Genomic DNA, 24,960 nt, shown 5'->3' with positions numbered 1-24,960 from the left:
CTCACTGCCTGACACCTTCCTGAAAGGCGATGACGATGAACAGCACCACCCTGCACGACCCCCGGCTCGTGGCCGACAACACCGAGGTCGTCCAGCAGATCGACGCGCTCTTCGACGTCGCGAAGCGCGAGGATCCGACCCGGCAGAACGTCCTGCACCTCGCCGCCGGCACCCTCGCCGCGCTGCACATCCCCGAGCAGGTGCCGGCGGCACGCTGCGCCGAGCTCGTCCGCGCGCTGAACGACGTCGAGTTCGACACCTACGACGAGCGCCGCATATTCCCGCCGGTCCTCAAGCTGGGACCGGCCGTGTTCGACTACTACCTCGACACCGGCATCAGCCCCGACTACTGGGAGCACGCCGACCAGTCGCGGCGCATCTGGCAGGAGGCCGTCGGAGGGCACGAGGACCCGCTGGCGACGGTCGTCGACGCCCTGCGGTCCGTGTGGTCCGGACCCGTGCGCCCCGCGACCGTCCAGGGCCGCGAACTGTACGTCGGAATGATCCGCGAGCTGACCGGCGGCGCGCGGATGCACTTCGACGAGGTGGTACGGGAGTTCCCCGGCGTCCTGGACCAGGACGTCATCGCCCAGTTCGGGTTCAACTGCTACATCAGCGTCCCGGACGAGGGCGGCGAACTCGTCGTCTACCGGCGCAAGTGGAAGCCGAGCGACGAACAGCACCGGATCGGCTACGGCTGGTCCGAGGACATCTCGGCGGCCGAGCCGCGCGCGGTCATCAAGCCCGAGGTCGGGGACTCCGTCTACTTCGACTGCCGCAACTACCACGCGATCCGCGAGAACGTGTCGGGGCGCCGCCTCACCCTGTCGTACTTCTGCGGCCTCACCGCCGAGAACGAACTCGTGCTCTGGTCCTGAGATCCGAGCACCCGCTCACCACGAGAGAGGAACAACCGGTGGCCCGCACCAGGGAGTTACACCGTGAAGACCCCTACCTGCGGACGTTCTCCGCGCAGGTGGTCACCGTCGAGGACGACGTCGTGGAGCTGGACGCCACGGCCTTCTACGCGCGCAGCGGCGGCCAGGCGGGCGACCAGGGCAGGCTCGGCGGCCACCGGGTGACCGACACCGGGTACGGGCCCGACAGGGGACGGGTCCTGCACCGGATCGAGTGGGACGGCCCCCCGCTGCTGAAGGGGCAGTACGTCCAGGGCCACATCGACTGGGAGCGGCGCCTGCGGACCATGCGCATGCACACGGCCCAGCACCTGCTGTGGCTGGCGCTGAACGAGGCGTACGGCCCCGGGCAGCAGGACCGGGGCGGGGAGATCCGCCCCGAGAAGGCCCGCCTGGACGTGGCGTGGGAGGGCGGGCGCGAGCGGCCGTCCGCCGAGGCGCTGGCCGAGCGGCTGAACGCGTACGTGGCGGCCGACCTGCCGGTGGACCGGTACCGGATCATCGGCAGCGCCGACCGCTGGGAGTGGCGCGTCTCCGGCCACGAGCCGATCCCCTGCGGAGGCACCCACGTACGTCGCACCGGCGAGGTGGGGCCCGTGTCGGTCGGAGTGACCGGCAAGGGCCGAGGCGTCGCTCGTCTGAGCGTGTCCCCCGCCTGATCCCCACCCCGCCTCGCCGGTCCCCCATGAGGCCTGCCCCGCACCGACCCCTTCCGGGAGAGCCCGTCTTGTCATCCGTATCCGCCCCCTTCCCGTACCCCGCACGGATCCTCGTCGTCGAACCCGCCTCCTCCGGCGGAGGCACCCTGATCACCGCGGCCGCCGCCGCCGGGCTGCGCGTGGTCGTCGCCTCCGCCGACTCCGGCGACCGGCGGCTGTCCGACGCCGTGCGGGGCGCGGCGGCCTCGGTGCTGACCGTGGAGACCAACGACCAGGCGGCCCTGGAGGAGGCGGCCCGCGCCGAGCATCGCGCCGGACCGTTCGACGCGGTGCTCGCCGGGTCCGACATCTACGTCACCGCGACGGCCCGGGTGGCGGCGGCACTGGGCCTGCCCGGGCTGCCGGTGGAGACCGTGGACCGGGTCACGGACAAGGCCGCGATGCGGGCCGCGGTCGCCGCCGCCGGGCTGCGGGTGCCCCGCTTCGCCCAGGCGACCACGCACGCCGGACTCCGGGAGGCCGCCGACCGGGTCGGGTTCCCCTGCGTGATGAAACCGGCCTCGTGCTCGGGCAGCATCCACGTCAGCCGGGCCGACGACATGGAGCAGCTCACCGCGGCGTTCGAGCGGCTGGTCGGCGACCCGACACCGGACATGGGCAGGCTGCACGAGCACCGGGTGCTGGTCGAGGAGTACGTCGAGGGGCCCGAATTCAGCGCGGACGGCTTCGTACGGGAGGGCGCGGAGGGCGCGGAGACCACCGTGGTCGCCCTCAGCCGGACCCTGCTCGGCCCGGAACCGGACTTCGTCGAGCTGGGCCACCTCACCCCGGCCCTGGTCGACGGCACCGCCCGGGAGGCCGCCGAGGCGTATGTCCGCGAGGTCGTCCGCGCCGTCAACCTGACCGGCGGAACGTTCCACTGCGAGCTCCGGCTCACCCCGGACGGGCCGGTCCTCATCGAGATCGGGGCCCGGCTGGGCGGCGACCGGATCGTGGAGCTGCTGCGGCTCGTCACGGGCGTCGACCTGCCGCGGGTGGCACTCGCGACGGCCCTGGGCGTGGACCTGGAGAAGGCGGGCGCCTTCACCACGCCCCGGTCGGGCGGTGCGGGCATCCGCTTCTTCTCGGCCGGGGAACGGCGCTCGTACCGGGAGCTGCACGGCTGGCAGGAGCTGCGGGAGCTGCCATACGTGGTGGAGACGGCGCTCTCCTTCGGACCCGGCGAACCCATCCCGGACGTCCAGGACTGCCGTTCCCGCCTCGGGCACGCGCTGTTCACGGCGGACTCGCCGCAGGGCGCCCTCGACCGGTGGGGCGAGCTGGGCGCCCTGGTCACCCTCGACTGACGGATGGGGGCACCTGCCATGGACCGACCGGTATTCGACTACGCCGCCGTGGGCGTCGGGCCCGCGAACCTGAGCCTCGCGGCGCTCGCGGACCCCGTCCCCGGGCTGCGCGGCATCCATCTGGAGCGCCGGGCGGGATTCTCCTGGCACCCGGGCATGCTGCTGCCCGAGGCGACGCTCCAGGTGTCGCACCTCAAGGACCTGGTGACCCTCGTCGACCCGACCAGCCGCTTCTCCTTCCTGGCGTTCCTGTCGGCGCACAACCGGCTGTACGACTTCCTCGCGGCGGACTTCCCCGCAGTCCTGCGCACGGAGTTCGACCAGTACCTCCAGTGGGTGGCCGGGCGTTTGCCGAGCCTGGTCTTCGGCACCGAGGTGCGCGAGGCCGACTTCCGGGACGGACTCTTCCGGCTGCGGACCGACGACCGGGAGGTGCGGTCCCGCCACCTCGTCCTCGGCACCGGCCTCACGCCCCGGGTCCCCGGACTCTTCCGGCCGCACCTGGGGCCCGCCGTCCTGCACTCGGCCGACTTCCTGCTGCTGGCCCCCGAGGTCGCGGGGCGCCGGGTCGTCGTGGTGGGCGGCGGCCAGAGCGGCGCGGAGATCGTACGGCACCTGGCGAGCGGCCCCGGGACGACCGGCGGCCCCGCTTCGCTGACCTGGGTCAGCCGACGCCCGTCCTTCCTGCCGCTCGACGACTCGCCGTTCGCGAACGACCTCTACTCCCCCGCGTACGTACGCCACTTCCACGGGCTGCCCGCCGAGCGACGGGCGCGGCTGCTCGACCGGCAGAAGTACACGAGCGACGGCATCGACCTCGCCGTCCTCCAGGACCTCCACCGCCTGCGCTACCGGTCGGAGCACCTCGGCGCCGACCCGGGGCGGCTGCGGTTCCTGCCGGACTGCACGGTCACCGGCGTCGACGGCGTGGCCGGGGAGCTGAAGCTGTCGGTGGACTGCGAGGGCCCTGACGCGCCCGCCGTACTCGCCGCGGACGTCGTCGTCCTCTGCACGGGATACCGGTACGAGCTGCCAGCCTTCATGACGGCGCTCGGGCCCCGGCTGGGGCGCACGGACGGTCTCCTCGACGTCGGCGAGGACTTCTCGCTCGTCTGGGACGGTCCGCCGGGGAACCGGATCTACCTCCAGAACGGCGCCCGCCACGCCTGGGGCGTCGCGGACCCCAACCTGAGCCTGCTCGCCTGGCGCAGCGCCGTCGTCCTGAACAGCCTTCTCGGGGAGACGAGGTACCACGTATGAGCGTTCCGCCGCCGTTCCTGCTGCCCTTCCTGCCTGCCGGGACGGAACCGGACGGGGTGACCGTCGCGGAGGCCGATCTCGTGCGGTCCTCCGTGCCGACGGCGCCCTTCGAGATGGCCCGCTTCACCGTGCCCGCGGGCGGCTCCAGCTCCCCCGACCGGCACGCGGTGACGGAACTCTGGGTCGTCCAGGCGGGCCGGGGCACGCTGGTGGTCGACGGGGAGCGGGCCGAGATCGGCCCGGGGTCCACGGCCGGGTTCCCTCCGCACGCGGTGCACGAGGCGTTCGCGGACCGGGGCGAGGATCTGGCCGTCTTCTCCTTCTGGTGGCCGGCCGCCGATGACTGACACGCACACGGTGCCCGCACACGCGGAGCTGGCCGTGGTCGGCGCCGGGATCGTGGGCGCGCTGGCCGCGTACTACGCCACCCGGCGGCACCCCGGGCGGCGCGTCCTCGTCCTCAGCCACAGCACGCCCGCCCGGCCCGGTGCCACCGGCCTCTCGGCGGGCTTCGACACCCCCACCGGCCCGACCCCCGCGCACCGCGCGCTCGCCGCCCGCAGCACCGCCCTGTTCACCGGCCTGGCCGCCGAACTGCCCGAGTCGTACCGGACGCCCGTGGACACCTACTGGCTGCTGCGCCGCGACGGGGTGGCCGCGCTGGACGCGACGCTGGCGGTCGGCGGCCGGACCCGGGCCGTACCGCCGGAGCGCCTGCCCGCCCTCCGCGCGGCCCTCCCCGGGCTGCGGCACGGCGTCGACGAGGTGCTGCGCCGGTCGGCCCCCATGACGGCGGGCCTGCCCGGGCGGCTCGCCGCCCTGCTGCTCGACCGGGTGCTCGACCACCCGGGGAACGCGGTACGGGACGGCTTCCGGGTGACGTCCGCGCGCCGCGCACGCGCCCGTGCGGGCACCCGGATCGAGCTGACCGCCGCCGACGGGCGCCGGGTCACGGCCGACAAGGTGCTGGTGGCACCCGGCCCGTGGGCGCTGAACGGCCCCGTGGCCGGGGCGGCCCGGGCACGGGGGGCGCGGGTGAAGAAGGTGGTGGCGTTCCATGTCACGGCGCCGCCCCCGGCGGGCGCCCCGGCGCTGGTGTTCGAGGACGCGGACGCGTTCCTGTTGCCGCACCACCCGGGCGGCTGCTGGATCCTGAGCGTCACCTCGCCGGACTGGGACCGGGACCCGGACGGCCCGCTCACCGCCGACGCCCGTGACCGGGCCCTCGCCCGGGGCCTGCTGGACCGGTACGTACCGGGATTCGTGCCGTATCTGACGGACGGCCGGGTCGGGGCCGACTGCTTCACGCCGGACCGGCTGCCGGTCGTCGGCACCGCCGGGGACCCGGACGTGGTGATGGCGATCGGCGGGTCCGGATCCGGCTACCGGCTGGCCCCCGCCATGGCCCAGGACGCCCTGAGCCTGCTGGACCCGGTGGACGAAGCACGGGAAGGGAAGCTGACATGAGCCCATCGCCGCTGACCGGGGGCGACCGGGCCCCCAGGCACTATCTGCTGGTGCCGCCCGAGGCCACCCCGAACGGCCCGCTGCACCTGGGCCACATCGGCGGGCCGTTCCTCACCTCCGACATGATCGCCCGTCATCTGCGGGTCCGCGGCGACCTGCCGCTCGTGATCACCGGAAGCGATGTGTACGAGTCGTACGTCGCCGTCCGCGCCCACGCCGAGGGCCGGACGCCGGGCGAGGTCGCGGACTTCTACGGCCGCCGCATCCGGAGTGACCTGGCCGCGCTGGACATCGGCGTGGACGCGTTCGTCGTCCCGGACCGGGAGCCGTGGCGCGGGATGTTCGAGGCGGAGGTGCGGGCCTGCCTCGACCGGCTGGCCGCCGTGGGCGCGACGCTGACCCGCACCGAGCGGGTGCCGTACTGCTCCGCCTCCGGGCGGTGGACCGTGGGCGGCTGGCTGCTGGGCCGGTGCCCCGACTGCGGGGCGGACGTGGCGAGTTACTTCTGCGAGAAGTGCGGCGCCCACTTCCTGCCGCAGTCGGTCGTCGAGCCCCGCCCGCTGCTGGACGAGGGGCCGCTGACCTGGCGGGAGATCTCCAGCGTCTTCCTGCGGACGCCCGAGCCGGATGTGCTGGACGCGGTCCTGGCGGAACTGGACGTCGCCGCCCGGCACCGCCGGACCGTCGCACGCTTCCTGGCGCGGGACGACCGCACCGTACGGCTCAGTGCCCCGCAGGAGTGGGGCGTGCCGCTGCCTCCGCCCGAACCGGGCGTGCCGCACGCGCTGTTCCCGTACGCGGGGGTCTTCATGTTCGCCCGGCTGGCGGGGGCCGTGCACGGGCGGCTGTCCGGGACGGGCGTCAACGCCTTCGATCCGGACTCGGGCGTCACGACGATCACCACCCTCGGCGTCGACAACGTCATCCCCACCCTGGTGTCGATCGTCGGGACGAGCCTGCTGCACGGCGGCATGAAGCCGTACGACCGCTGCCTGATCAACCACTTCTACGAGCTGGAGGGCCGGAAGTTCTCCACGAGCAGCCGCCATGCCGTGTGGGCGGCGGATGTCGCCGCCTCGCCCGCCGTCAGCGTCGACGCGGTGCGCTACTTCCTCGCCGGGGCCGATCTCCAGCGCGCCCCCGCGAGCTTCGGGACGGCGGAGTTCCTCGCCGTGGCCGACTCCACGCTGGCACGGGGGCTCGGCGGGCGGATCGAGGCGGCCTTCCGGCGGCTGCCCGAGGGCCCGCCCGGAGCGCCTCCCGCCACCCTCGTGGAGCGGCTGGGCGCGCTGCTCGACGAGCAGTCGGCAGCCCTGGACACGACGCGGGTCTCCACCCGGCGGGCTGTCGCGTCCCTCGACCGCTGGGGCGCCGACACCGCGCTGTCCCGCACCGCGCGGGACGGGGCGTACTGGTGGCTGAAGGGCCTGTCCCTGCTGTGCTTCCCGGTGATGCCGGCGCTGGCCGAGCGGATCTGGCAGGCCCTCGGCGGCACCGGGGAGCCGAGGGCGAGCGCCTTCCTGGCGGCGACGCCGCCGCTCACCCCCCGCCCCGGACTGCGCGCGTTCCCGCGGGTGACGGCCGCCGGCCTCGACCCCTGTCTGCCCGGCTCGCTTCGGGTGGGGGCGGACCGATGAGCGCGGGAGCGGACCTGGCGGTGAGCACCGGTACGGCTCCGCTGTACGTCGTCCTGAACCGTTCCGGCGACCTGTTCGGGGAGTACCACCGCTTCCTCGACGGGGCGCCCGCCCGGCTCGTGTACCTCACGACCCCCGGCGGCCTCGCGGCCCTCGACCAGGAGGGGGCGGTGGAGGTCCGTGTCCTGGACAGCCTCGGCTACGAGGACGTGCTGCCCGTGGTGCGGGAGATCGCGGACCGGCACGGCACTCCCGATGTGGTGTACGGCCAATCCGAGTACGACATCCTGACCGCCGCCCGGCTGTCGGCGGAGCTGGGGGTGCGGGGCGGTTACGGGGTGGAACTGGTGCGCCGCTTCAAGGACAAGCCGACGATGAAGCAGGTGGTGGGCGGGGCGGGGCTGCGGGTGCCCCGGTTCCACACGGGTCCCGTGGAGTCGGCGGAGTCGTTGGTGGAGGCGCTGGGCGGTCTGCCGCTGGTGCTCAAGCCGCGGGACTCGGCGGGATCGCAGGGCGTGTCCGTCGTACGTGACCTGCGGGAGCTGGCGGAGGCACTGGAGGGTGTCGACCCGGCCGGGTACGAGTGTGAGGAGTACGTGGAGGGCGAGATCCTCCACGTCGACGGGGTGTACCGGAAGGGCAGCTTCCACTTCGTGAGCGTCTCCCGGTATGTGCACACGTGCCTGGACTACGCCCGGGGCCGCCCGCTGGGGTCCGTGATGCTGGACGAGGGGCCCGAGCAGGCGGGCATCGCGGCGTTCGCGGGCCGCTGCCTGGACGCGCTGGGGCTGCGGGACGGGGCGTTCCACCTGGAGGCGATCCGGCCGCCGGGCGGGGAGCCGGTGTTCCTGGAGGTCGGGCTGCGCCCGGGCGGAGCCCAGGTTCCCTTCGTCCACCTGGACCTGTACGGCATCGACCTGTTCGCGGAGGCGTTCCGGGCGGCGGTGGGGCTGCCGCCGCTGTGGTCCCCGCACGGGGGGTCCGCCGGCTCGCGGGGCGGCTGGCTCATCTACCCGGCTCCGGGGGTCCTGCCCAGCCGGGTGGTCCACCGGACCTCGCTCCTCGGAGCCGTACCGGAGGTCTACCACGAGGAACTCCCGCATGTGGGGCAGGTCATGACCGGTCCGGGCAGCTACGACGAGGGCAGCGGCATCTTCCGCTTCAGGGCGGAGTCGGCCTCCGGTGTGGCGCGCGCGGTCACCGCCGTGCTGGACGGCTACGGCCTGCGTACCGAGCCGGCGGACGGCGACGGCCCGCAGGACCCCCTGCCCGCGGTCCGGGGACAGCGCCATGGCTGAACCGTCTGGGGCCTCCGAGCGGGGCGTGGTGAGCGCCGGCCTGCGCCGCTGGCTCCGCGAGACCCTCCCGGACCCGGGGCCCGCGCGCCGCCTGGGTCTGTTCGCGCTGGTCCAGTCCCTGGGCCTCGGGGTCTTCCTCACCGCGAGCGCGCTGTTCTTCACGCGCACGATCGGCATCCCGGCCCACCGGGTGGGCCTCGCGCTGTCCGTGGCGGGCCTGTGCGGGATCGTCTGCACGGTGCCGGTCGGCAGACTCGCGGACCGCTTCGGTCCGGACCGTGTCCTGGTGACGGCCACGCTCCTCTCGGCGTGCGGCTTCGTCGCGTACTGCCTGGTGGACGACTTCGCGGGGTTCCTGGCCGTCGCCTGTGTCATCGCGGCGCTGGAGACCTCGGCGGGCGCGCTGCAGGCCTCACTGACGGACGCGCTGGTGGGTCCGGAGCAGCGGGTACGGACCAGCGCGCAGATGCGCAGCCTGTTCAACCTGGGCTTCCTGGCCGGGGCGGCGCTGGCCGGGGCGGCGCTCGCGGTGGGGACGGCGCCCGCGCTGTACGGGACGGTGCTGGCGAACGCGGCGCTGCAACTGGTGTCGGTGGGGCTGCTGTCGGGCCTGCGGGTTGCCCGCGCTTCTTCCGGGCCCCGCCGTACCGGCCGGTCGCTGATGCGCGGGACCGCGCTGCGGGACGTGCGGTACGTGGTGCTCGCCCTGGTGTGCGGGGCGCTGGAGCTGTACCACCCGCTGCTGACGGTGGGACTGCCGCTGTGGATCGCGGGGCGTACCGATGCCCCCACCGTGATGGTCTCGGTGCTGCTGATCGTGGACACGGTCCTGGTGCTGATGTTCCAGGTGGTGGTGAGCCGGGGTGCGCGGGACACGGCGGGGGCGGCGCGCATGCTGCGCTGGTCCGGCTGGGCGCTGGCGGCGTCGTGCGGGATCTTCGCGTGGAGCGGCGGACACGGGGCGCTGCTGGACGCGGTGGTGCTGGTGTGCGGGCTGCTGGTGCTGGTGTGCGGGGAGCTGTGGCAGGCGGCGGCGAGCTGGGGGCTGTCCTTCGGACTGGCCCCGGCGGGGCGGCAGGGCGAGTACCAGTCGGTGTTCGCCCTCGGCCGGGGCTTCCAGCAGTTCGCGGGCCCGTGGCTGGTCACGTCGCTGGTCGTCGGAGCGGGCACGACCGGGTGGTTCGCACTGGCCGCCCTGTTCGCGCTGCTGGGCCTGGCGGGGCCGCCACTGGCGCGGGGCCTCGCGCTGCGGCGCCGCGCCGGGACACCGCGAGCGGCAGCGGAACCGGCCCACTGATCCCGGCCCCGGCGAGGCCGTCCACGGGGGTGGTGGCGTCGCCGGGGCCGTTCATCACATGCCCGACACGTTCTCAGATGGAGTAGCGCACATTGGCGATGTGCACGGGGTTCATGCTCTTGACCCGGATTTCCAGCATGGACGCCGTGTTGGCGGGCCACGAGACCTTGCCCTTGCCGTTCTTCCCGCAGCCGATGGACTGCCACTTCGGCTTGGGGTTCCTCGCGCTGCTCATCCGGCCCTGAACGCAGGCGGACTGGTTGGTACCGCCCTGGACGGACCAGTCCACCATGATGTAGCCCCGCCAGTTCCGGGCCGGGCTGGTGTAGGAACACGACTTGGACGTCTTGCTCCACTTGTACGGAAGAGCGGTCGCCGTGCCGCTGCAGAGCGCCCGCGCCCCCATGGTGACCGCCGTTCCCTCCGACGCGGTCCCGACTGCTCCGGCCGGCGTCGCCACGAGTGCGGGAGCGAGCACGAGCGGAGCCAGAACCGCCATGCGCGTGACGGACTTGCCCTTCTTCACGGTGTGCGTCTTCAGCATGTCTTTCCCCCTTGCGAGTTGTTCGGTCAGTCGTCGGTCCTGGTCGTGAACCGACACCCGAACGCTAACAACATCCGCCCGGAAATAACCTCAATTTATGCTTAAATTATGGAACGTTACGCCCGGTCGGCATTCCTACCGAAGCCGTTAGGGGATCGCGCGGGCGCAGCCACCGTGTCCCGCACCGGGATGAGCGCGTTGGTCCGGTTATGACCAAGACCAAACGCGCTCTCGCCGCCCTCGCCCTCGCCGCCGGGGCCTCCGCTCTGTCCGCCCCGGCCGCACAGGCGGGCGTCGTCCCCGGCGGCCTCCCCGTGGGCCCCGGCGGCCCGTCCGTCCTGAGCCAGGTCGACAACCTGTCGGCTTCGCAGGTGTCCCCCGAGTACCAGGGCCAGGTCCCCCGCATCACCGAGCAGTTCGGCGGTCTCGCGGGCGTCCAGCAGCTGGGCCAGCTCCGCCAGCTGGTGGAACCGGTGGCCCCGGTGATGGGCCTGGCGCCGGGCATCCGCACCTGATCCCGTGCCTCGGCGGTGAAGCCGCCCGGCCGGCCGACGGCCTGCCCGGCGGCTCACCCGGCCACCTCCGCCGGGGGCATCTGGGTCAGATGCGGCTCCAGCGCCTCGCCCCGGCGGCGGTGACCGGCTCCGGGACGGCGCAGGAGCTTCGGCGAGCCGTCCTGAGCCACCGGGCGGACCGAGTGGTGCGCGGGCGTGCGCCACCCGCTCCGGCGAGCACCGTCGGGGGGATCCCCAGCGCGCCCAACCGGGAGAGGAGGGCCGCCTCCTGGTTCTCCGTGACGGCCATCCACAGGCCTGTCCCCGAGTCCGCGGCGCTGAAGACCATCCGGTCCCCTCGCCACCCTTCGGCGTTGATCGTGTGGGGGACCAGGTCCACCAGCACGCCGAACTGCGTGTCATCGCGGACGTCGATGCCGATGCCCATGCCGGGGTCGGCGCGCCGGGACCGGGAACCGTCCGCGACCTCTGCCCGGGCCAGGGCCAGCGCGCGTTCGAACGAGTGCAGCACGGCGGGTGGCCAGCCAGTGTCGGTATAGACGTCGAGGTGGGCCGATTCGATGTCCGGTCGCAGCACGTGAAGCGCCTCGCGGTGCACGACCACGGCCTCCCCCGGGCCCAGTCCGTCGACGAGCACACGTTCGCGGCGCGGGCCGCCGTCCCCTTCGGTCACGCGCACGGCCTTCCCACATGCGCCGGACTGCCGGGCTCCCCGTCACATCAGGTGACACCGAAGGGGATTGTGGGGCATGTGCGCTGCGGCCACAGCGTTCCGGCGAACTGCCCGGCCTGGACTCCGGCGTCCGCCGGACCACCGTGTTCCCGCCAGGCCGACGCGCCGGAACGCGCGTCCTGCTGGATCGCAACGGCCGTCCGCACCGTGCGGAGGCCGCTCTCCGGCCGGACCGGCGTGCATGTGGCCGCCGTCACGGGACGGTGATCAGGCGCTGACTGTGTTCGCCGCCTCGGCCCGCAACGCCGTCGGCTGCCTGGGTCCCGCCGTGATCAGCGCCCGTCTCTTCGGCGGCGGCCCGGCGTGGCTTCTGTCTCCGGGCACTTACGGCCCGGCGCTCCTGCTCGGTGTGAACGAGGACAACACCCCCGAGTGGTGGGCCCGGCCCATCGAGCACCCGACCGCCCGCTCGGCCGCGACCATCGCCACCGTGCTGTGGCTGACGGCCTTCGCGCTCCCGGCCGCCCAGCCGAGGCCGGAGGAGCGGGCCGAAGCCGTCTGAGGGCTGGAACCGGGTGCGCCCGTGTCGCGCGTCGGGTCAGCCACCGGAAGCCCGAGCGGGTGATGGTGTTCCACTTCTCGGCCTGCACGCGACGGCCCTCGGCGGCGGGGCCGCTTCTCCCCCTCGTCATGTCCGTTCCACCGAGCCGCCCGGGGGACGGCTGCCGGAGGAAGACGGCAGGGGAGAACCCCGGCGAGAAGGACCATGAACCGCGGGAGCGGCTCGTCCGGAGCGGCGTCGGCGCATTCGCCGTCCGCCGCCTCATCTCCTTCTCCGTGACCGGCGGACAAAGCGGAACGGCGGGTGGGCCCGGTCCGGGCCCACCCGCCGTCTTCGTCCTGCCGCTTACTTCTTCGGCAGCCAGGCCTTCCAGGTGGCCTCGTTGTCCTTGACCCACTTCTCGGCCGCGGCCTCCGGGGACATCTTCTGGTCCGCGATCATCAGCGCGACCTCGTTCTGCTGCTCGGCGCTCCACTTGAAGTTCTTGAGGAACTCGGCCGCGTCGCCGCCGTCCTTGGCGAAGTCGGCGTTCAGGTACTTCTGCAGCGAGGTCTGGGCGTAACCGCACTCGACCTTCTTCGGGTCGGCGTCGCAGCCCTCCTTGTACTCGGGCAGCTTGACCTCGACCAGCTCGACCTCGGCGTTCAGCCACTGCGGCGTCCACCAGTAGGTGATGAACGGCTTCTCAGCCTTGTAGCTCTCCTTGATCTGGGTGATCTGGGCGGCCTCGGAGCCGGCGTAGACCGTCTTGAGGTCCAGCTTCAGGTTCTTGATGATCGCGTCGTCGTTGGTGGTGTACGACGGCGAGCCCTCCAGCAGCTGGCCCTTGTCGCCGCTCTCCGCGGTCTTGAACAGGTCGCTGTACTTGTTGAGGTTCTTCCAGTCCGTGATGTCCGGGTGCTTGTCCACCAGGTACTTCGGCACGAACCAGCCGATGTGGCCGACCACGCCGAGGTCGCCGCCCGCGACGACGGACTTCTTGTCCTCGGTGTACAGCTTGATCTTGTCCGGCGCGCCGCCCCAGTCCTCCAGGACGGCGTCGACCTTGCCGCTGTTCAGACCGTCGATGGCGACCGACTCGTCGAGCTGGGTGAGCTCGACCTTGGTGTCGAGCTCCTTCTCCAGGAGGTGCTTGGCGACGGCCGCGTTGGCCTCGGCGCCGACCCAGGAGGGCACCGCGATGGTGACCGTGCTGGAGCCCTTGCCGGAACCGGAGCCGGAGTCGGAGCCGGTCTTGGCGGCGCCGCAGGCGGTCAGGCCGGTGACGCCGAGGATCACGGCGGCGGCGGTGGCGGTGCGGAGCAGGTTCTTTCTGGTGGTGTTCATGTGAGGGTGTCTCTTTTCCGAGGGGGCAGGGGGGCCTGCGGAACGGGGGGACAGGGGGATGGGGGGGTGGTCGTCCGGCCGGTGGGCCTAGTGCGTGGTGCCGAGCTTCTTGCCGGTGCGCTGGGTGGTGCGGTCCAGGACGAGGCCCAGCAGCACGATGGCCACGCCCGCGCTCAGACCGACGCCGAGCTGGCTCTTCTGGAGGCCGTACACGACGTCGTAACCGAGCGCGCCGGAGCCGACGAAACCGCCGACGATGACCATGGCGAGCACCAGCACGACGCCCTGGTTGAGGGCGAGCATCAGTGCGGGACGGGCCAGCGGCAGCTGCACCTGGCGGATCTGCTGGAAGGTGGAGGCGCCCATGGAGCGGGCGGCCTCCAGCGTCGCGCCGTCGACCTGGCGCAGGCCCTGCACGGTGATCCGCACGACGGCGGGCAGCGCGTACAGCACGGCCGCGGCGACGGCGGCGGCCCGGCCCACGTTGAACAGGGCGACCACCGGGATCAGGTAGATGAACTGCGGCAGGGTCTGCATGGTGTCCAGGACCGGTCGCAGCAGCCGTTCCAGCAGCGGCACCCGGGCCGCCGCCACACCGATCGCGAACCCGAGGGCGAGAGTGACCACGACACCCGCGATCGCCTGGGACAGGGTGTCCAGGGAGTGGCCCCACAGGGAGCCGTCGGTCACAGCTATCACACCGACACCGGCCATCGCCAGGGCCGCCGTGCACATCGCGCCCCAGCCGCCCGCGAGCAGCGCGAGCGCGGCGACCAGCAGGACCAGCAGCCACCACGGCATGGCGGTCAGGCCGTCCCGGAGCGGGTTGAGCACCCATACGGTGAAGCCGTCGGCCCAGGCACGGGTGCCGCCCACGACCGGTACGTCCTCGGCCAGGTGGCCGGTGAACCAGTTCACGGCGTCGTTCACGGGCGGGGCGATGTCCAGCACCCAGGCCTCGGGCCACTCCGCGATCAGCGTCAGCCAGCCGGCCACGCTCAGCGCCACGCCCGAGACGGCCGTGACGATCCAGGCACGGTAGCCGTGCAGCCAGGAGGAACCGGCCGGGGCAGCGCCCTCGCCGAGCCGCTCACCGGCGGCGGAGGTCACCCGGTCCAGCCAGACGGCCAGCAGCACGATCGGGATGCCCGCGGCGAGGGCCCCGCCGACGTCGACGGTGGACAGCGCACGGAACACCTCCTCACCGAGGCCGCCCGCACCGATCACCGAGGCGATGGTGACCATGGACAGCGCCATCATGATCGTCTGGTTGAGGCCGAGCAGGATCTCCTTGCGGGCCAGCGGAAGCCGGGCCGTCAGCAGCCGCTGGGCCGGGCTGGTGCCCAGGGAGGTGGCGGCCTCCATGACGCCCGGGTCGGCGCCGCGCAGGCCGAGCGCGGTGAGCCGGGCCATCGGCGGGGCCGCGTAGATGATCGTGGCGATCAGCGCGGACGGCACACCGATGTCGAACAGCAGCACCAGCGGCAGCAGGTAGGCGAACGCCGGCATGATCTGCATGGTGTCGAGGACGGGCCGCAGGACCCGCTCGAAGCGGTCCGACAGGCCCGCGCCCAGTCCCAGCAGCGCGCCGATGACCGCCGCCACGGAGACGGCGACCGCCATGAGGGCGAGTGTCTCCATGGTTGCCTGCCACATGCCGAGCACCCCGCACACCGCGAACGCGGCGGCGGTGACCCCGGCGAGCTTCAGCCCGCGCCTGTCGCGCAGTCCGCCGACCCGCCAGGACAGCAGCACGGCGGTCACGGTCACCGGGAACCAGCCGAGGCCCTCCAGCAGACCGGTCATCCAGGTGACCGATCCGTCCGACCAGTTGCTCAGATGCAGCAGGAAGTAGAGGAACACCGGGTTGGTGTCCCGGTTGTTCACGACCCAGCTGTACACGTCGTCCAGGGGCTCCTGGACGTCGAAGGTCAGGGCGGAAGGCCAGGTGCCGCTGCCCCACAGCACGGCGGCGAGCGGAACGAGGACGACCGCGGCGACGCCCAGCGGCAGCAGGCGGCGGACCACCGGGCGGCTCAGCAGGGCCCGCCATCCGGCGTTCCCCGGGGCGTCGGCGCTCCCGGACCGGCCGCCGTCCCCGGCGTCGTCCTTGGCGAGGGCGACCGGAGTCGGGGCGGACGCGGTGGACGCGCCGTCCGTGTCCTTCAGCACCGCGGCCTCCTCCGAATCCGGTCCCGGTCTCTTGCGTGCGGGGGTGGGCGTCGTCGCGGTCATGCCGCCGCCCTCCCCTGGGGGACACCCGCAACGACCGACAGCAGCCCCTGCGGGTCGACGACACCGAGGCACTCGCCGTCCTCGACGACGCAGGCGGGCTCACCGCTGCGGGCGACGGTCTCGATGGCGGTGGCCACGACCGTGTCCGGGGCGAGGGCGCCCGGGTGCGCGGAGCCGCCGCAGTCGCCGGGGGTCATGGCGGTGCGGACCGTCATGACCTGCTCGCGCGGCACGTCGCGGACGAAGTCCCGGACGTAGTCGTCGGCGGGGGCGCCCACGATCTCCTCGGGAGTGCCGAGCTGCACCACCTCGCCGTCCCGCATCAGGGCGATCCGGTCACCGACGCGCAGGGCCTCGCTGAGGTCGTGGGTGATGAAGACCATCGTGCGGCCCTCCTCCCGGTGCAGGCGGATGACCTCCTCCTGCATGTCCCGCCGGATCAGCGGGTCGAGGGCGCTGAACGGCTCGTCGAAGAGGAGCACCTCGGGGTCGGACGCCAGCGCACGGGCGAGGCCGACGCGCTGCTGCTGGCCGCCGGAGAGCTGGCCGGGGCGGCGCTGCTCCAGGCCCTTGAGGCCGACCTTCTCGACCATCTCGGAGGCCCGGGCGCGGCGTTCGGCCTTGCCCATGCCCTGGATCTCCAGGCCGTAGGCGACGTTGTCCAGCACCGTGCGGTGCGGCAGCAGGCCGAAGTGCTGGAACACCATGGCGGCGCGGTGGCGGCGCAGCTCGCGGAGCCGGTTCTTGTCCATGGCGAGGACGTCCTCGCCGTCGATCTCCAGCGTGCCGGAGGTGGGCTCGATGAGCCGGGTCAGGCAGCGCACGAGGGTGGACTTGCCGGAGCCGGACAGGCCCATGACGACGAAGACCTCGCCCTTGCGGACGTCGAAGGAGACGTCCCGCACGGCCGCGGTGCAGCCGGTCTTCGCGCGCAGCTCGGCCTGGGACAGGCCGGTGAGGCTCTGGTCGCCGGGGACGCGGTCGGCCTTGGAGCCGAAGACCTTCCAGAGGTTGCGGACGCCGAAGACGGGAGCCGTACCGGCGTCCTTGCGTATGTTCGCGGGAGTGCTCGAAGCGTTCGTACTCATCAGGCGTCACCACCCAGCAGTTCGGCGGCCTTCTCCCCGGCCATCAGCACCGCGATCATCGGGTTGACGGAGGGAATGGTCGGGAAGACGGAGGCGTCGACGACGCGGATGCCCTCCAGTCCGCGGACCCTCAGCTCGGGGTCCACGACGGCCGTCTCGTCGTCGGCGGCGCCCATCTTGCAGGTGCCGGACGGGTGGTAGACGGTGTGGTGCGCCTTGCGGAGCAGCTCGCTCAGCTCCTCGTCGTCGGTGACGTCCGGGCCGGGGAAGACCTCGCGCTCGAGCCAGCCCGCGAAGGGCTCGGTCCTGGCGATCTGCCGGGCGATCTTGACGCCGTCGACGAGGGTCTGGGCGTCGTAGCCGTCCTCGTCGGTGAAGTAGCGGAAGTCGAGGGCGGGCTTGGCCTCCGGGTCGGCGGAGGTCAGGTAGAGCCGTCCGCGGGCCCGGGACTTGGGGATGTTCGGGGTCATCGACACACCGTGTTCGGGCCGTTCGTAGCCCAGCCGCTCGGGGTTGTCGGTGAAGGGGATCTGGTAGAAGTGGAACATCAGGTCGGGCAGGTCCTGCCCGGTGTCCCGGCGGACGAACAGCGCGGCGTCGGAGTCCATCGCGGAGTTCTCCGGCAGCGGCCGGTTCGTCTCCCAGACGATCACCGACTCGGGGTGGTCCTGGAGGTTCTCCCCGACACCCGGCAGGTCGTGGACGACCGGGATGCCGAGGCCTTCGAGGTCCTGCTTCGGGCCGATGCCGGACAGCATCAGCAGCCGCGGCGAGTCGACGGCGCCGGCGCAGACGACCACCTCGCGGCGGGCGCTGATCAGCTTCTCCGCCCCGTCCTTGGTCCGCACCCGCACACCGGTGGCGCGCTTGCCGTCCATCTCCAGCCGGTACGCCCAGGTCTCCAGCAGCAGCGTCAGGTTCGGGCGGTCACCGGCCTCCATGTGGGGGTGGAGGTAGGCGACGGAGGCCGAGGAGCGCTTGTTGTTCTCCGGGTGGTAGGCCAGGTCGAGGAAGCCGACCCCCTCGTTGAAGGGCCTGTCGTTGAACCCGATGACCTCGGGGACACCGGTGGCCTTCCTGGTCGCCTCGATCCAGTCCTTGGCGATGGCGTTCTGGTCCTTGTCGGCCACCCGCACGATGTTGTTGCGCAGCCGGGCGTAGTACGCCTCCATCTGCACGGAGCCCCAGCCGGTGGCGCCCGCGGCCTCCCACTCGTCCCAGTCGGCGGGAAGCGGCTTGAAGGAGATCAGGGTGTTGTGCGAGGAGCAGCCGCCGAGCACCTTGGCGCGACTGTGCAGGATGTGCGAGTTGCCCATGGGCTGCTCGACGGTCGTGTACTCGTAGTCGAGGTCGCCGCCGAGGAGACCGAGCCAGCGACGCAGGGTGAGGACGTCCTCGCGGTCGATGTCGGTGGGGCCGCCCTCGATGACCGCGACGGTGACGTCGGCGTTCTCGCTGAGGCGGGAGGCGATGACGGAGCCCGCGGTGCCGCCTCCGACGATGACGTAGTCGAAGTCGGTGGTGTCGTCCTGGGCGGGGGTGGCGGGGTTCTGAGGGGTCTGGGTGTTCATGAGGGTCTTCCTGCGTCCGTGTGTCGTGGTGCGCTGCCGGGCCGGGCAGGGGTCCGGTGGGGTCCGGGCTGGGGCTCAGCCCTTGAACCAGCGCACCGGACGCGGGGCGAGGTTCTGGTAGACGTGCTTGCTCTCGCGGTACTCGGCCAGGCCGGCGGGACCCAGCTCGCGGCCGATACCGCTCTTGCCGAATCCGCCCCACTCCGCCTGCGGCAGATAGGGGTGGAAGTCGTTGATCCAGACGGTGCCGTGGCGCAGCCGAGCGGCCACCCGCCGGGCACGGCCCGGGTCGGCGGACCAGACGGCTCCGGCGAGTCCGTACTCGGTGTCGTTGGCCAGTTCGACGGCCTCGTCCTCGGTACGGAAGGTCTCGACGGTCAGGACCGGGCCGAAGACCTCCTCGCGGATGACCCGCATGCGGCGGTCGCAGCGGTCGAGGACGGTCGGACGGTAGAAGTAGCCGTCCTTGAGTTCCGGTTCCGAGGGGCGCTCGCCGCCGGCGCGCAGGACCGCGCCTTCCGCGAGGGCGGAGGCGACGAAGTCCTCGGTGCGGGCCAGCTGCTGGGCGGAGACCATCGGGCCGACCTCGACGTCCGGGTCGGTTCCCCGGCCGATGCGGATCTTCTCGGCGCGCCGGGCGATCTCGGCCACGAAGCGCTCGCGCAGCGACTCCTCGACGATCAGCCGGGAACCGGCCGAGCAGACCTGGCCGCTGTGGATGAACGCGGCGTTCAGCGCCTGGTCCACGGCCGTGTCGAAGCCCTCGGGGGTGGAGCAGGCGTCCGCGAACACCACGTTGGGGTTCTTGCCGCCCAGCTCCAGTGCGACCTTCTTGACGCTGTCGGCCGCGGCGCGCATCACCTTCGTACCGCTGACCAGGCCGCCGGTGAAGGAGACCAGGTCGACGTCGGGGTGGTCCGCGAACCGGGCGCCGACGGGGTCGCCGGGGCCGGTGACGATGTTGGCGACACCGGCCGGGAGCCCGGCCTCGACCAGCAGCCGGACGAGGGCCACGGTGGAGAGCGGGGTGATCTCGCTCGGCTTGATGACGAAGGTGTTGCCCGCGGCGAGCGCCGGGGCGATCTTCCAGCTGGCCTGGAGCAGCGGGTAGTTCCAGGGGGTGATGAGGGCGCAGACGCCCACGGGCTCGTGGACGACCACGCTGTGGATGTCCGGGTCACCCGCGTCGACGACCCGGCCGCCGCTCTCGTTCATGACGAGGTCGGCGAAGTAGCGGAAGGCGTCGGTCACGCAGTCGACGTCGACACGGCCTTCCTCCAGGGTCTTGCCCGCGTCGCGGCTCTCCAGGAGCCCCAGCTCCTCGCGGTCGCGCTGCAGCAGGTCCGCGACTCGGCGCAGCAGGGCGGCCCGCTCGGCCACCGGTGTGCGCGGCCACTCCCCCTGGCCGTTGTCGAATGCCTTGCGTGCGGCGGCGATCGCGGCGTCGGCGTCCTCGGCACCGCCCTCAGCCACGACGGCGAGCGTCGTGGCGTCGGTGGGGTCGAGGATCTCTCGGGTGTCGCCGGAGGTGGCCGTTCGCCACTCTCCGTCGACATGAATGGTTGTTTTTTCCTGTTCCGACACTTCGCGTGTTGCCTTCCGTACCGGGTGCGGTCAGAACCGGCCTTGACCGGCGACCCGGGCGCCTGCCCGAGGGAGGCGAAAGCATGCGCGAAAGTGGCGCGGATCACCCTTGCACGGATACGGCCTCGTCGTGCAGGTCGTCTTCGGGCGCGTCTTCCACACGAAGGCAGGCGATCCACCGGGGCATCATCGCGTGCACGGCGAAGGCGGTGAGCGAGACAGGGAAGAGGACGTCCGAGAACTCGACACCCCCGAGCCAGTTCGCCGCCCCGGTCGCGACGGCGAAGCCGAGGAGCGCACCCCCCGTGAAGCGGTGCCCGAGGGCTCGGGCCCGGTCGCGCTCGGCGCGCTGCCGCTCGTCGAGCATGTGGGCGCGCAGTTCGAACAGGCCACGCGTGGCGCCGTTGATCACCCCCATGGCCAGGCACCACGGGGCCAGCAGGCCCAGCAGCACGAAAGCGGGCCACAGCGCGTCGCCCCGGACGGTGGCCAGCAGCGCCGCGAGGTAGCCGCCGGTCAGCACGACGTGCGCGGCCACCCAGGCGCGGCGGCGGGCGGCGGTGGCGTGGAGGGAGGCCCCCTCGGCCCGGTTCATCAGCGCGTACATGCGGCGGTCGTGGCGGGTGGCGGCGGTCGTGACGGTCATTCCTGACTCCCCTGGTCCCCGTAGATCTCTGTCGTGAGCGGCTGGAACGGCTCCAGGGAGAACAGCGCCTCCACGGGGAGCCGGAAGTGGGCGGCCAGCTTCAGCGCGAGGTCGAGGCTGGGGTTGTACTGACCGCGCTCGATGTAGCCGATGGTCTGGTAATGGACACCGACGGCGGCGGCGAGCGCCTGCCGGGAGACTTTCCGTTCGGCACGCACCATCGCCAGCCTGTTGTGCACCTGCTCGCTCATGTATAAGAAGTACTACATTCGATCATGGGTTGGCAACGAAAAACCCCGCTCCCGGCGGCGGTGCCGACCGGGAGCGGGGTTTTCGCAAAAACGGAAGCCAGGCGTCAGATGAGCCCGAGGCCGCGGACGGCGTCGCGCTCCTCCTCCAGCTCCTTCACCGAGGCGTCGATGCGGGTGCGGGAGAACTCGTTGATGTCCAGGCCCTGGACGATCTCGTACTTGCCGTCCTTGCAGGTGACGGGGAAGGAGGAGATCAGGCCCTCCGGGACGCCGTAGGAGCCGTCCGACGGAATGCCCATGGAGGTCCAGTCGCCCTCGGCGGTGCCGTTGACCCAGGTGTGGACGTGGTCGATGGCGGCGTTCGCGGCGGAGGCGGCGGAGGACGCGCCACGGGCCTCGATGATCGCGGCGCCGCGCTTGGCGACGGTCGGGATGAAGGTGTCGGACAGCCACTTCTCGTCGTCGACGACCTCGGCGGCGTTCTTGCCGGCGATGGTGGCGTGGAAGATGTCCGGGTACTGGGTGGCGGAGTGGTTGCCCCAGATGGTGAGCCGCTGGATGTCGGAGACGGCGGCGCCGGTCCTGGCGGCGAGCTGCGAGATCGCACGGTTGTGGTCGAGGCGGGTCATCGCGGTGAAGCGCTCGGCCGGGACGTCCGGGGCGGCGGCCTGGGCGATCAGGGCGTTGGTGTTGGCCGGGTTGCCGACGACCAGGACGCGGATGTCGTCCGCCGCGTGGTCGTTGATGGCCTTGCCCTGCGGCTTGAAGATGCCGCCGTTGGCCTCCAGCAGGTCGCCGCGCTCCATGCCCTTGGTGCGGGGGCGGGCGCCGACGAGCAGGGCGACGTTGGCGCCGTCGAAGGCGACGTTCGGGTCGTCGGTGATCTCGATGCCGCGCAGCAGCGGGAAGGCGCAGTCGTCGAGCTCCATGGCAGTGCCCTCGGCGGCCTTGAGGCCCTGCGGGATCTCCAGGAGACGGAGCTTGACCGGCACGTCGGCGCCGAGCAGGTGGCCGGAGGCGATGCGGAAGAGCAGCGCGTAACCGATCTGGCCGGCCGCGCCGGTCACGGTGACATTCACGGGAGTGCGGGTCATGGCGGTCTCCGTAAGAAGCTGGCGGTGAGCGGTCTCTCGACGTGAAGAGATCCGTCGGTCAGGCTATCCGACCCACCCCCTGTCCAACCCCCACCCCCTTGTGTCCCACCTCACCCGAACGAGGGATGGGGCCCGGCCGGCGGGTGCGTTTGCGGAGGGGGCGCGGAGTCAGCTGAGGGGTGTACAGGTACGGGGGCCCTGCTGGAGGGTGGCGCAGGCCTGGACCCCGCGGGCGTCGGGCGCCTCGACCATGAGGGTGTAGGTGTGGTCCCTGCCCGCGCGGACCGCCCGTTCGTGGCTGGTGGCGGGCGCGCCCGGAACGACGACCTCGACCGTGTCGCCCGGCGACGCCCCCGTCACCCGCGCCCACGCCGACCGGCACGTCTCGCTGTACCGGACCTCCACGCGCGCGGTGCCCACCGTCCGGGACGCCGCGGTCGTGGCGTACGGGCTGCCGCAGCCCATGGTCTCCGGATCCCGCCCCGCGCACTCCGCGCCGAAGCATCCGACCCCCGGCGGCAGTCGGGGCGCGGACGCGCTCGGGGACGGTGTCCGCGCCGACGGCGTGGACACCGTCGGCGCGGACGCCGACGCGGACGGCGTGCCCGGCGCGCCCGCCGCGCTTCCCTTCCCGCCACCGCCCAGGTCCGTCAGCAGCACCGCCGCGGCCACCACGAGCAGCGCACCCAGCGCACCCGCGAGGAACATCACGACCATGCGCCCGCCCCGCCCGGGCGCGGGCCCGGGGGCCACGGCGGATGCGGCAGGCGCGGAGGGCCGGTCGGGGCCGGGGCCGCCCCGGTCCGGACGGGCCCTGAGCGCCGCGCGGGCCTCCTCGATGCGCAGCGCCTCCATCGTCGGGTCCCGCCTCATCTCCGCCCGGCTCCAGGCCCGTTCGGCCAGCTCCCACAGGGTCAGCAGGTGCACCGGGCTCGTGCCGGTCACCTCCGCCAGTGCGGTGACCGCGCCCTGCGGGGCGAGCAGCCTGCCGTTCAGGTACCGCTCCCACGACGTCCTGCTGTACCCGGTCCGGTCCGCCAGCACCGCCAGACTCAGCCCGCTGCGGTCCACCAGCGCGCGCAGCTGCCCCGCGAACTCCCGCACCTGCGGGTCGAGTTCCTCCGGCAGCGTCTTCCAACGCGGCATCGTCCGCTCCCCCTGTCCTGCTCCCCCAGTGCCTGTCCGCCGTCAGGATGACAGCTCCGGCGAACGGTTTCCCACTCGTGGCCGAGCGCTCACACCGTTCCGGAACTGTCACTTCCGTGCCACAGCGCGCGCATACCCCTTGATCGGATTTGGCGCGTCCATGACGCTGTTCTCAGCGAACGGTGCCCGTCCTGACTCGGGGGAGGGGACGGGCGCCGTCTCGCGTGCCGGCCGCCCTAACGGACGGTGAAGTGGACCAGTTCCTTGAGGAACGGGATCTTCAGCCATGGGTCCGGCTGGCTCATGAGCGCGAACAGCACGATGGCCACACCGAACGTGCTGTAGGTGATGACGTCGGTGAACCGGGAGCGCACCGCCAGCATCCCCGCCGACGGCAGGACCCGCCGCAGCGCCGCACCCGTGAACAGCGCCGCACCGATGAGCAGCGCGCCGATCCGGGGCGCCTGGGGGAACGGCTCGAAACCGACGATCAGCAACCCGAGCGCGGTGAGCCCGAGCACCGTGAGCATCGGCCACTGCCGCGCGGGCGCGGGAGCACTGCCGGGCGCGGCCCTGCCACCGCCCTCGGGCCGGGCGGTGCCCTGAGTGACCCCCACGGCGGAACGGCCGTCGTCCGGACCACCGGCGACGGCCGTGGCCGCCGCACCGGCGTCACGGCCGGCACCCGCACCCGTAGCGGCATCCGCATCCGCATCCGAGACGTCACGCGCATCCGCACCCGCGACCCCACCGCCCTCAGCCGCCCGTCCGCCGCCCGCCGGGCCGGAAGCGGCATCCGCCTCCGCGCCCGCCGGACCGGAACCCGCCGGAGGCGACGCCTTCTCGGACGTGTCATTCGCCCGTACGCCCATGGCCCGGTCCTTCCCGGTTCAGTTCGCCGCGGCGCGCTCGGCCGCCTCGACGACGTTGACCAGCAGCTGCGCGCGGGTCATCGGGCCCACGCCGCCCGGGTTCGGGGCGACCCAGCCCGCCACCTCACGCACCCCGGGATGGACGTCGCCCACGACCTTGCCGCTCTCGTCACGGCTGACGCCCACGTCGAGCACGGCCGCGCCCGGCTTGATGTCCTCGGGCTTGATCAGGTGCGGCACGCCCGCCGCGGCGACCACGATGTCGGCCTGCCTCAGATGCGCGGAGAGGTCCCGCGTACCGGTGTGGCACTGCGTCACCGTCGCGTTCTCGGAGCGCCGGGTGAGCAGCAGCGGCATCGGCCGGCCGATGGTGACCCCGCGCCCCACGACCACGACGTGGGCGCCCGCGATCTCCACGCCGTGCCGCCGCAGCAGCGCGACGATCCCGGCGGGCGTGCAGGGGAGCGGGGCGGGGACACCCAGCACCAGGCGCCCCAGGTTCGTCGGGTGCAACCCGTCCGCGTCCTTGGCCGGGTCCATCAGCTCCAGCACCCGGTTGGTGTCGATGCCCTTGGGCAGCGGCAGCTGCACGATGTAACCGGTGCAGGCCGGATCCTCGTTGAGTTCGCGGACGACCGCCTCGATCTCCTCCTGGGTCGCGGTCGCGGGCAGCTCCCGCTGGATCGACGCGATACCCACCTGCGCGCAGTCGCGGTGCTTGCCCGCCACGTACTTCTGGCTGCCGACGTCCTCACCGACGAGCAGCGTGCCGAGCCCCGGTGTGACACCCCTCGCCTTCAGGTCCGCCACACGGACGGTCAGATCGGACTTGATCGCGGCTGCGGTGGCCTTGCCATCGAGAATCTGGGCGCTCATACCGCCATCCTCCCGGATAGACCCCGTCCCCTTCCAATTCGCGTCCCGAATCGTGCGACGCGGATTGCATGCGCACAACAATCAGGGAATCGACTG

Annotated in this window: 24 protein-coding genes; 11 read left to right on the top strand and 13 right to left on the bottom strand. The window is 72.6% G+C overall.

Features of this window, described 5'->3' with window-relative positions:
• The first annotated feature begins 35 nt into the window (after positions 1–35).
• The 9 genes from I3F58_RS07075 (at position 36) to I3F58_RS07035 (ending at position 9,881) form a co-directional block, all read left to right on the top strand.
• A complete protein-coding gene (locus I3F58_RS07075) occupies positions 36–878 on the top strand; it encodes a 2OG-Fe(II) oxygenase (RefSeq protein ID WP_240107380.1) in 843 nt (280 codons plus the stop codon).
• Positions 879–916: 38 nt separating this feature from the next.
• Positions 917–1,576, top strand: coding sequence for an alanyl-tRNA editing protein (locus tag I3F58_RS29585; protein WP_240107379.1), 660 nt, complete (start codon positions 917–919; stop codon positions 1,574–1,576).
• Positions 1,577–1,644: 68 nt separating this feature from the next.
• Positions 1,645–2,922 carry an ATP-grasp domain-containing protein gene (locus tag I3F58_RS07065; protein ID WP_240107378.1) on the top strand — a complete coding sequence of 426 codons (1,278 nt, stop codon included), beginning with the start codon at positions 1,645–1,647 and terminating at the stop codon, positions 2,920–2,922.
• A gap of 18 nt (positions 2,923–2,940) precedes the next feature.
• Positions 2,941–4,182, top strand: coding sequence for a lysine N(6)-hydroxylase/L-ornithine N(5)-oxygenase family protein (locus tag I3F58_RS07060; protein ID WP_240107377.1), 1,242 nt, complete (start codon positions 2,941–2,943; stop codon positions 4,180–4,182).
• Positions 4,179–4,529, top strand: coding sequence for a cupin domain-containing protein (locus tag I3F58_RS07055; protein WP_240107376.1), 351 nt, complete (start codon positions 4,179–4,181; stop codon positions 4,527–4,529). Before I3F58_RS07060 ends, I3F58_RS07055 begins: the two co-directional genes overlap by 4 nt.
• Positions 4,522–5,649: an FAD-binding oxidoreductase gene (locus tag I3F58_RS07050; protein WP_240107375.1), complete on the top strand. Its 1,128-nt coding sequence runs from the start codon at positions 4,522–4,524 to the stop codon at positions 5,647–5,649. Before I3F58_RS07055 ends, I3F58_RS07050 begins: the two co-directional genes overlap by 8 nt.
• Positions 5,646–7,286, top strand: coding sequence for a class I tRNA ligase family protein (locus tag I3F58_RS07045; protein WP_240107374.1), 1,641 nt, complete (start codon positions 5,646–5,648; stop codon positions 7,284–7,286). The genes I3F58_RS07050 and I3F58_RS07045 overlap by 4 nt, the downstream gene beginning before the upstream one ends.
• Positions 7,283–8,584 carry an acetyl-CoA carboxylase biotin carboxylase subunit family protein gene (locus I3F58_RS07040; RefSeq protein ID WP_240107373.1) on the top strand — a complete coding sequence of 434 codons (1,302 nt, stop codon included), beginning with the start codon at positions 7,283–7,285 and terminating at the stop codon, positions 8,582–8,584. The genes I3F58_RS07045 and I3F58_RS07040 overlap by 4 nt, the downstream gene beginning before the upstream one ends.
• Positions 8,577–9,881: an MFS transporter gene (locus I3F58_RS07035; RefSeq protein ID WP_240107372.1), complete on the top strand. Its 1,305-nt coding sequence runs from the start codon at positions 8,577–8,579 to the stop codon at positions 9,879–9,881. Before I3F58_RS07040 ends, I3F58_RS07035 begins: the two co-directional genes overlap by 8 nt.
• A gap of 73 nt (positions 9,882–9,954) precedes the next feature.
• On the opposite strand, the gene I3F58_RS07030 is transcribed toward I3F58_RS07035, so the two are convergent.
• A complete protein-coding gene (locus I3F58_RS07030) occupies positions 9,955–10,425 on the bottom strand; it encodes a hypothetical protein (protein WP_240107371.1) in 471 nt (156 codons plus the stop codon).
• 209 nt (positions 10,426–10,634) lie between these two features.
• Between I3F58_RS07030 and I3F58_RS07025 the strand changes: the two genes are divergently transcribed.
• Positions 10,635–10,940 (top strand): hypothetical protein, encoded by a 306-nt coding sequence (locus tag I3F58_RS07025; RefSeq protein ID WP_240107370.1) that lies wholly within the window; start codon positions 10,635–10,637, stop codon positions 10,938–10,940.
• 85 nt (positions 10,941–11,025) lie between these two features.
• On the opposite strand, the gene I3F58_RS07020 is transcribed toward I3F58_RS07025, so the two are convergent.
• Positions 11,026–11,613: a hypothetical protein gene (locus tag I3F58_RS07020; protein ID WP_240107369.1), complete on the bottom strand. Its 588-nt coding sequence runs from the start codon at positions 11,611–11,613 to the stop codon at positions 11,026–11,028.
• Positions 11,614–11,893: 280 nt separating this feature from the next.
• Here I3F58_RS07020 and I3F58_RS07015 point away from each other — a divergent pair, with 280 nt between their 5' ends.
• Entirely contained in the window at positions 11,894–12,175 is a 282-nt protein-coding gene (locus I3F58_RS07015; protein ID WP_240107368.1) for a hypothetical protein, read from the top strand.
• Positions 12,176–12,520: 345 nt separating this feature from the next.
• Here the strand turns inward: I3F58_RS07015 and I3F58_RS07010 are convergent, their stop codons facing one another.
• The 11 genes from I3F58_RS07010 to I3F58_RS06960 form a co-directional block, all read right to left on the bottom strand.
• Positions 12,521–13,501, bottom strand: coding sequence for an ABC transporter substrate-binding protein (locus I3F58_RS07010; protein ID WP_240107367.1), 981 nt, complete (start codon positions 13,499–13,501; stop codon positions 12,521–12,523).
• A gap of 87 nt (positions 13,502–13,588) precedes the next feature.
• Positions 13,589–15,736 carry a proline/glycine betaine ABC transporter permease gene (locus I3F58_RS07005; protein ID WP_240107366.1) on the bottom strand — a complete coding sequence of 716 codons (2,148 nt, stop codon included), beginning with the start codon at positions 15,734–15,736 and terminating at the stop codon, positions 13,589–13,591.
• Positions 15,733–16,824 (bottom strand): glycine betaine/L-proline ABC transporter ATP-binding protein, encoded by a 1,092-nt coding sequence (locus I3F58_RS07000; protein ID WP_240107365.1) that lies wholly within the window; start codon positions 16,822–16,824, stop codon positions 15,733–15,735. The genes I3F58_RS07005 and I3F58_RS07000 overlap by 4 nt, the downstream gene beginning before the upstream one ends.
• On the bottom strand, positions 16,824–18,395 hold the full coding sequence (locus I3F58_RS06995; protein WP_240107364.1) for a GMC family oxidoreductase: 1,572 nt from the start codon (positions 18,393–18,395) through the stop codon (positions 16,824–16,826). The genes I3F58_RS07000 and I3F58_RS06995 overlap by 1 nt, the downstream gene beginning before the upstream one ends.
• Before the next feature lie 75 nt (positions 18,396–18,470).
• Entirely contained in the window at positions 18,471–19,979 is a 1,509-nt protein-coding gene (locus tag I3F58_RS06990; RefSeq protein WP_240107363.1) for an aldehyde dehydrogenase family protein, read from the bottom strand.
• A gap of 103 nt (positions 19,980–20,082) precedes the next feature.
• Positions 20,083–20,625: a hypothetical protein gene (locus tag I3F58_RS06985; protein ID WP_240107362.1), complete on the bottom strand. Its 543-nt coding sequence runs from the start codon at positions 20,623–20,625 to the stop codon at positions 20,083–20,085.
• Positions 20,622–20,876, bottom strand: a complete 255-nt coding sequence (locus tag I3F58_RS06980) for a helix-turn-helix transcriptional regulator (protein WP_240107361.1) — start codon at positions 20,874–20,876, stop codon at positions 20,622–20,624. The genes I3F58_RS06985 and I3F58_RS06980 overlap by 4 nt, the downstream gene beginning before the upstream one ends.
• Before the next feature lie 104 nt (positions 20,877–20,980).
• Positions 20,981–21,970, bottom strand: a complete 990-nt coding sequence (locus I3F58_RS06975; protein WP_240107360.1) for a malate dehydrogenase — start codon at positions 21,968–21,970, stop codon at positions 20,981–20,983.
• A 168-nt stretch (positions 21,971–22,138) separates the two neighbouring features.
• Positions 22,139–23,116: an XRE family transcriptional regulator gene (locus I3F58_RS06970; RefSeq protein WP_240107359.1), complete on the bottom strand. Its 978-nt coding sequence runs from the start codon at positions 23,114–23,116 to the stop codon at positions 22,139–22,141.
• A gap of 236 nt (positions 23,117–23,352) precedes the next feature.
• Positions 23,353–23,733: a DUF3017 domain-containing protein gene (locus I3F58_RS06965; RefSeq protein ID WP_240107358.1), complete on the bottom strand. Its 381-nt coding sequence runs from the start codon at positions 23,731–23,733 to the stop codon at positions 23,353–23,355.
• 273 nt (positions 23,734–24,006) lie between these two features.
• Positions 24,007–24,864 carry a bifunctional methylenetetrahydrofolate dehydrogenase/methenyltetrahydrofolate cyclohydrolase gene (locus I3F58_RS06960; RefSeq protein ID WP_240107357.1) on the bottom strand — a complete coding sequence of 286 codons (858 nt, stop codon included), beginning with the start codon at positions 24,862–24,864 and terminating at the stop codon, positions 24,007–24,009.
• Between the last annotated feature and the right edge of the window lie 96 nt (positions 24,865–24,960).

The sequence above is a fragment of the Streptomyces sp. MUM 203J genome, assembly GCF_022414595.1.
GTDB lineage: Bacteria > Actinomycetota > Actinomycetes > Streptomycetales > Streptomycetaceae > Streptomyces.
The sequence above is the reverse complement of the archived record's forward strand: the minus strand, read 5'-3'. Positions and strand labels throughout refer to the sequence as shown.

Bases quoted from the DNA above. Each gene is read 5' to 3' on its own strand.
- I3F58_RS07075 (WP_240107380.1), top strand. From the start codon at position 36: ATGAACAGCACCACCCTGCACGACCCCCGGCTCGTGGCCGACAACACC.
- I3F58_RS07060 (WP_240107377.1), top strand. From the start codon at position 2,941: ATGGACCGACCGGTATTCGACTACGCCGCCGTGGGCGTCGGGCCCGCG.
- I3F58_RS07055 (WP_240107376.1), top strand. From the start codon at position 4,179: ATGAGCGTTCCGCCGCCGTTCCTGCTGCCCTTCCTGCCTGCCGGGACG.
- I3F58_RS07050 (WP_240107375.1), top strand. From the start codon at position 4,522: ATGACTGACACGCACACGGTGCCCGCACACGCGGAGCTGGCCGTGGTC.
- I3F58_RS07045 (WP_240107374.1), top strand. From the start codon at position 5,646: ATGAGCCCATCGCCGCTGACCGGGGGCGACCGGGCCCCCAGGCACTAT.
- I3F58_RS07040 (WP_240107373.1), top strand. From the start codon at position 7,283: ATGAGCGCGGGAGCGGACCTGGCGGTGAGCACCGGTACGGCTCCGCTG.
- I3F58_RS07035 (WP_240107372.1), top strand. From the start codon at position 8,577: ATGGCTGAACCGTCTGGGGCCTCCGAGCGGGGCGTGGTGAGCGCCGGC.
- I3F58_RS07030 (WP_240107371.1), bottom strand. From the start codon at position 10,425: ATGCTGAAGACGCACACCGTGAAGAAGGGCAAGTCCGTCACGCGCATG.
- I3F58_RS07025 (WP_240107370.1), top strand. From the start codon at position 10,635: ATGACCAAGACCAAACGCGCTCTCGCCGCCCTCGCCCTCGCCGCCGGG.
- I3F58_RS07010 (WP_240107367.1), bottom strand. From the start codon at position 13,501: ATGAACACCACCAGAAAGAACCTGCTCCGCACCGCCACCGCCGCCGCC.
- I3F58_RS07005 (WP_240107366.1), bottom strand. From the start codon at position 15,736: ATGACCGCGACGACGCCCACCCCCGCACGCAAGAGACCGGGACCGGAT.
- I3F58_RS07000 (WP_240107365.1), bottom strand. From the start codon at position 16,824: ATGAGTACGAACGCTTCGAGCACTCCCGCGAACATACGCAAGGACGCC.
- I3F58_RS06995 (WP_240107364.1), bottom strand. From the start codon at position 18,395: ATGAACACCCAGACCCCTCAGAACCCCGCCACCCCCGCCCAGGACGAC.
- I3F58_RS06985 (WP_240107362.1), bottom strand. From the start codon at position 20,625: ATGACCGTCACGACCGCCGCCACCCGCCACGACCGCCGCATGTACGCG.
- I3F58_RS06980 (WP_240107361.1), bottom strand. From the start codon at position 20,876: ATGAGCGAGCAGGTGCACAACAGGCTGGCGATGGTGCGTGCCGAACGG.
- I3F58_RS06975 (WP_240107360.1), bottom strand. From the start codon at position 21,970: ATGACCCGCACTCCCGTGAATGTCACCGTGACCGGCGCGGCCGGCCAG.
- I3F58_RS06970 (WP_240107359.1), bottom strand. From the start codon at position 23,116: ATGCCGCGTTGGAAGACGCTGCCGGAGGAACTCGACCCGCAGGTGCGG.
- I3F58_RS06960 (WP_240107357.1), bottom strand. From the start codon at position 24,864: ATGAGCGCCCAGATTCTCGATGGCAAGGCCACCGCAGCCGCGATCAAG.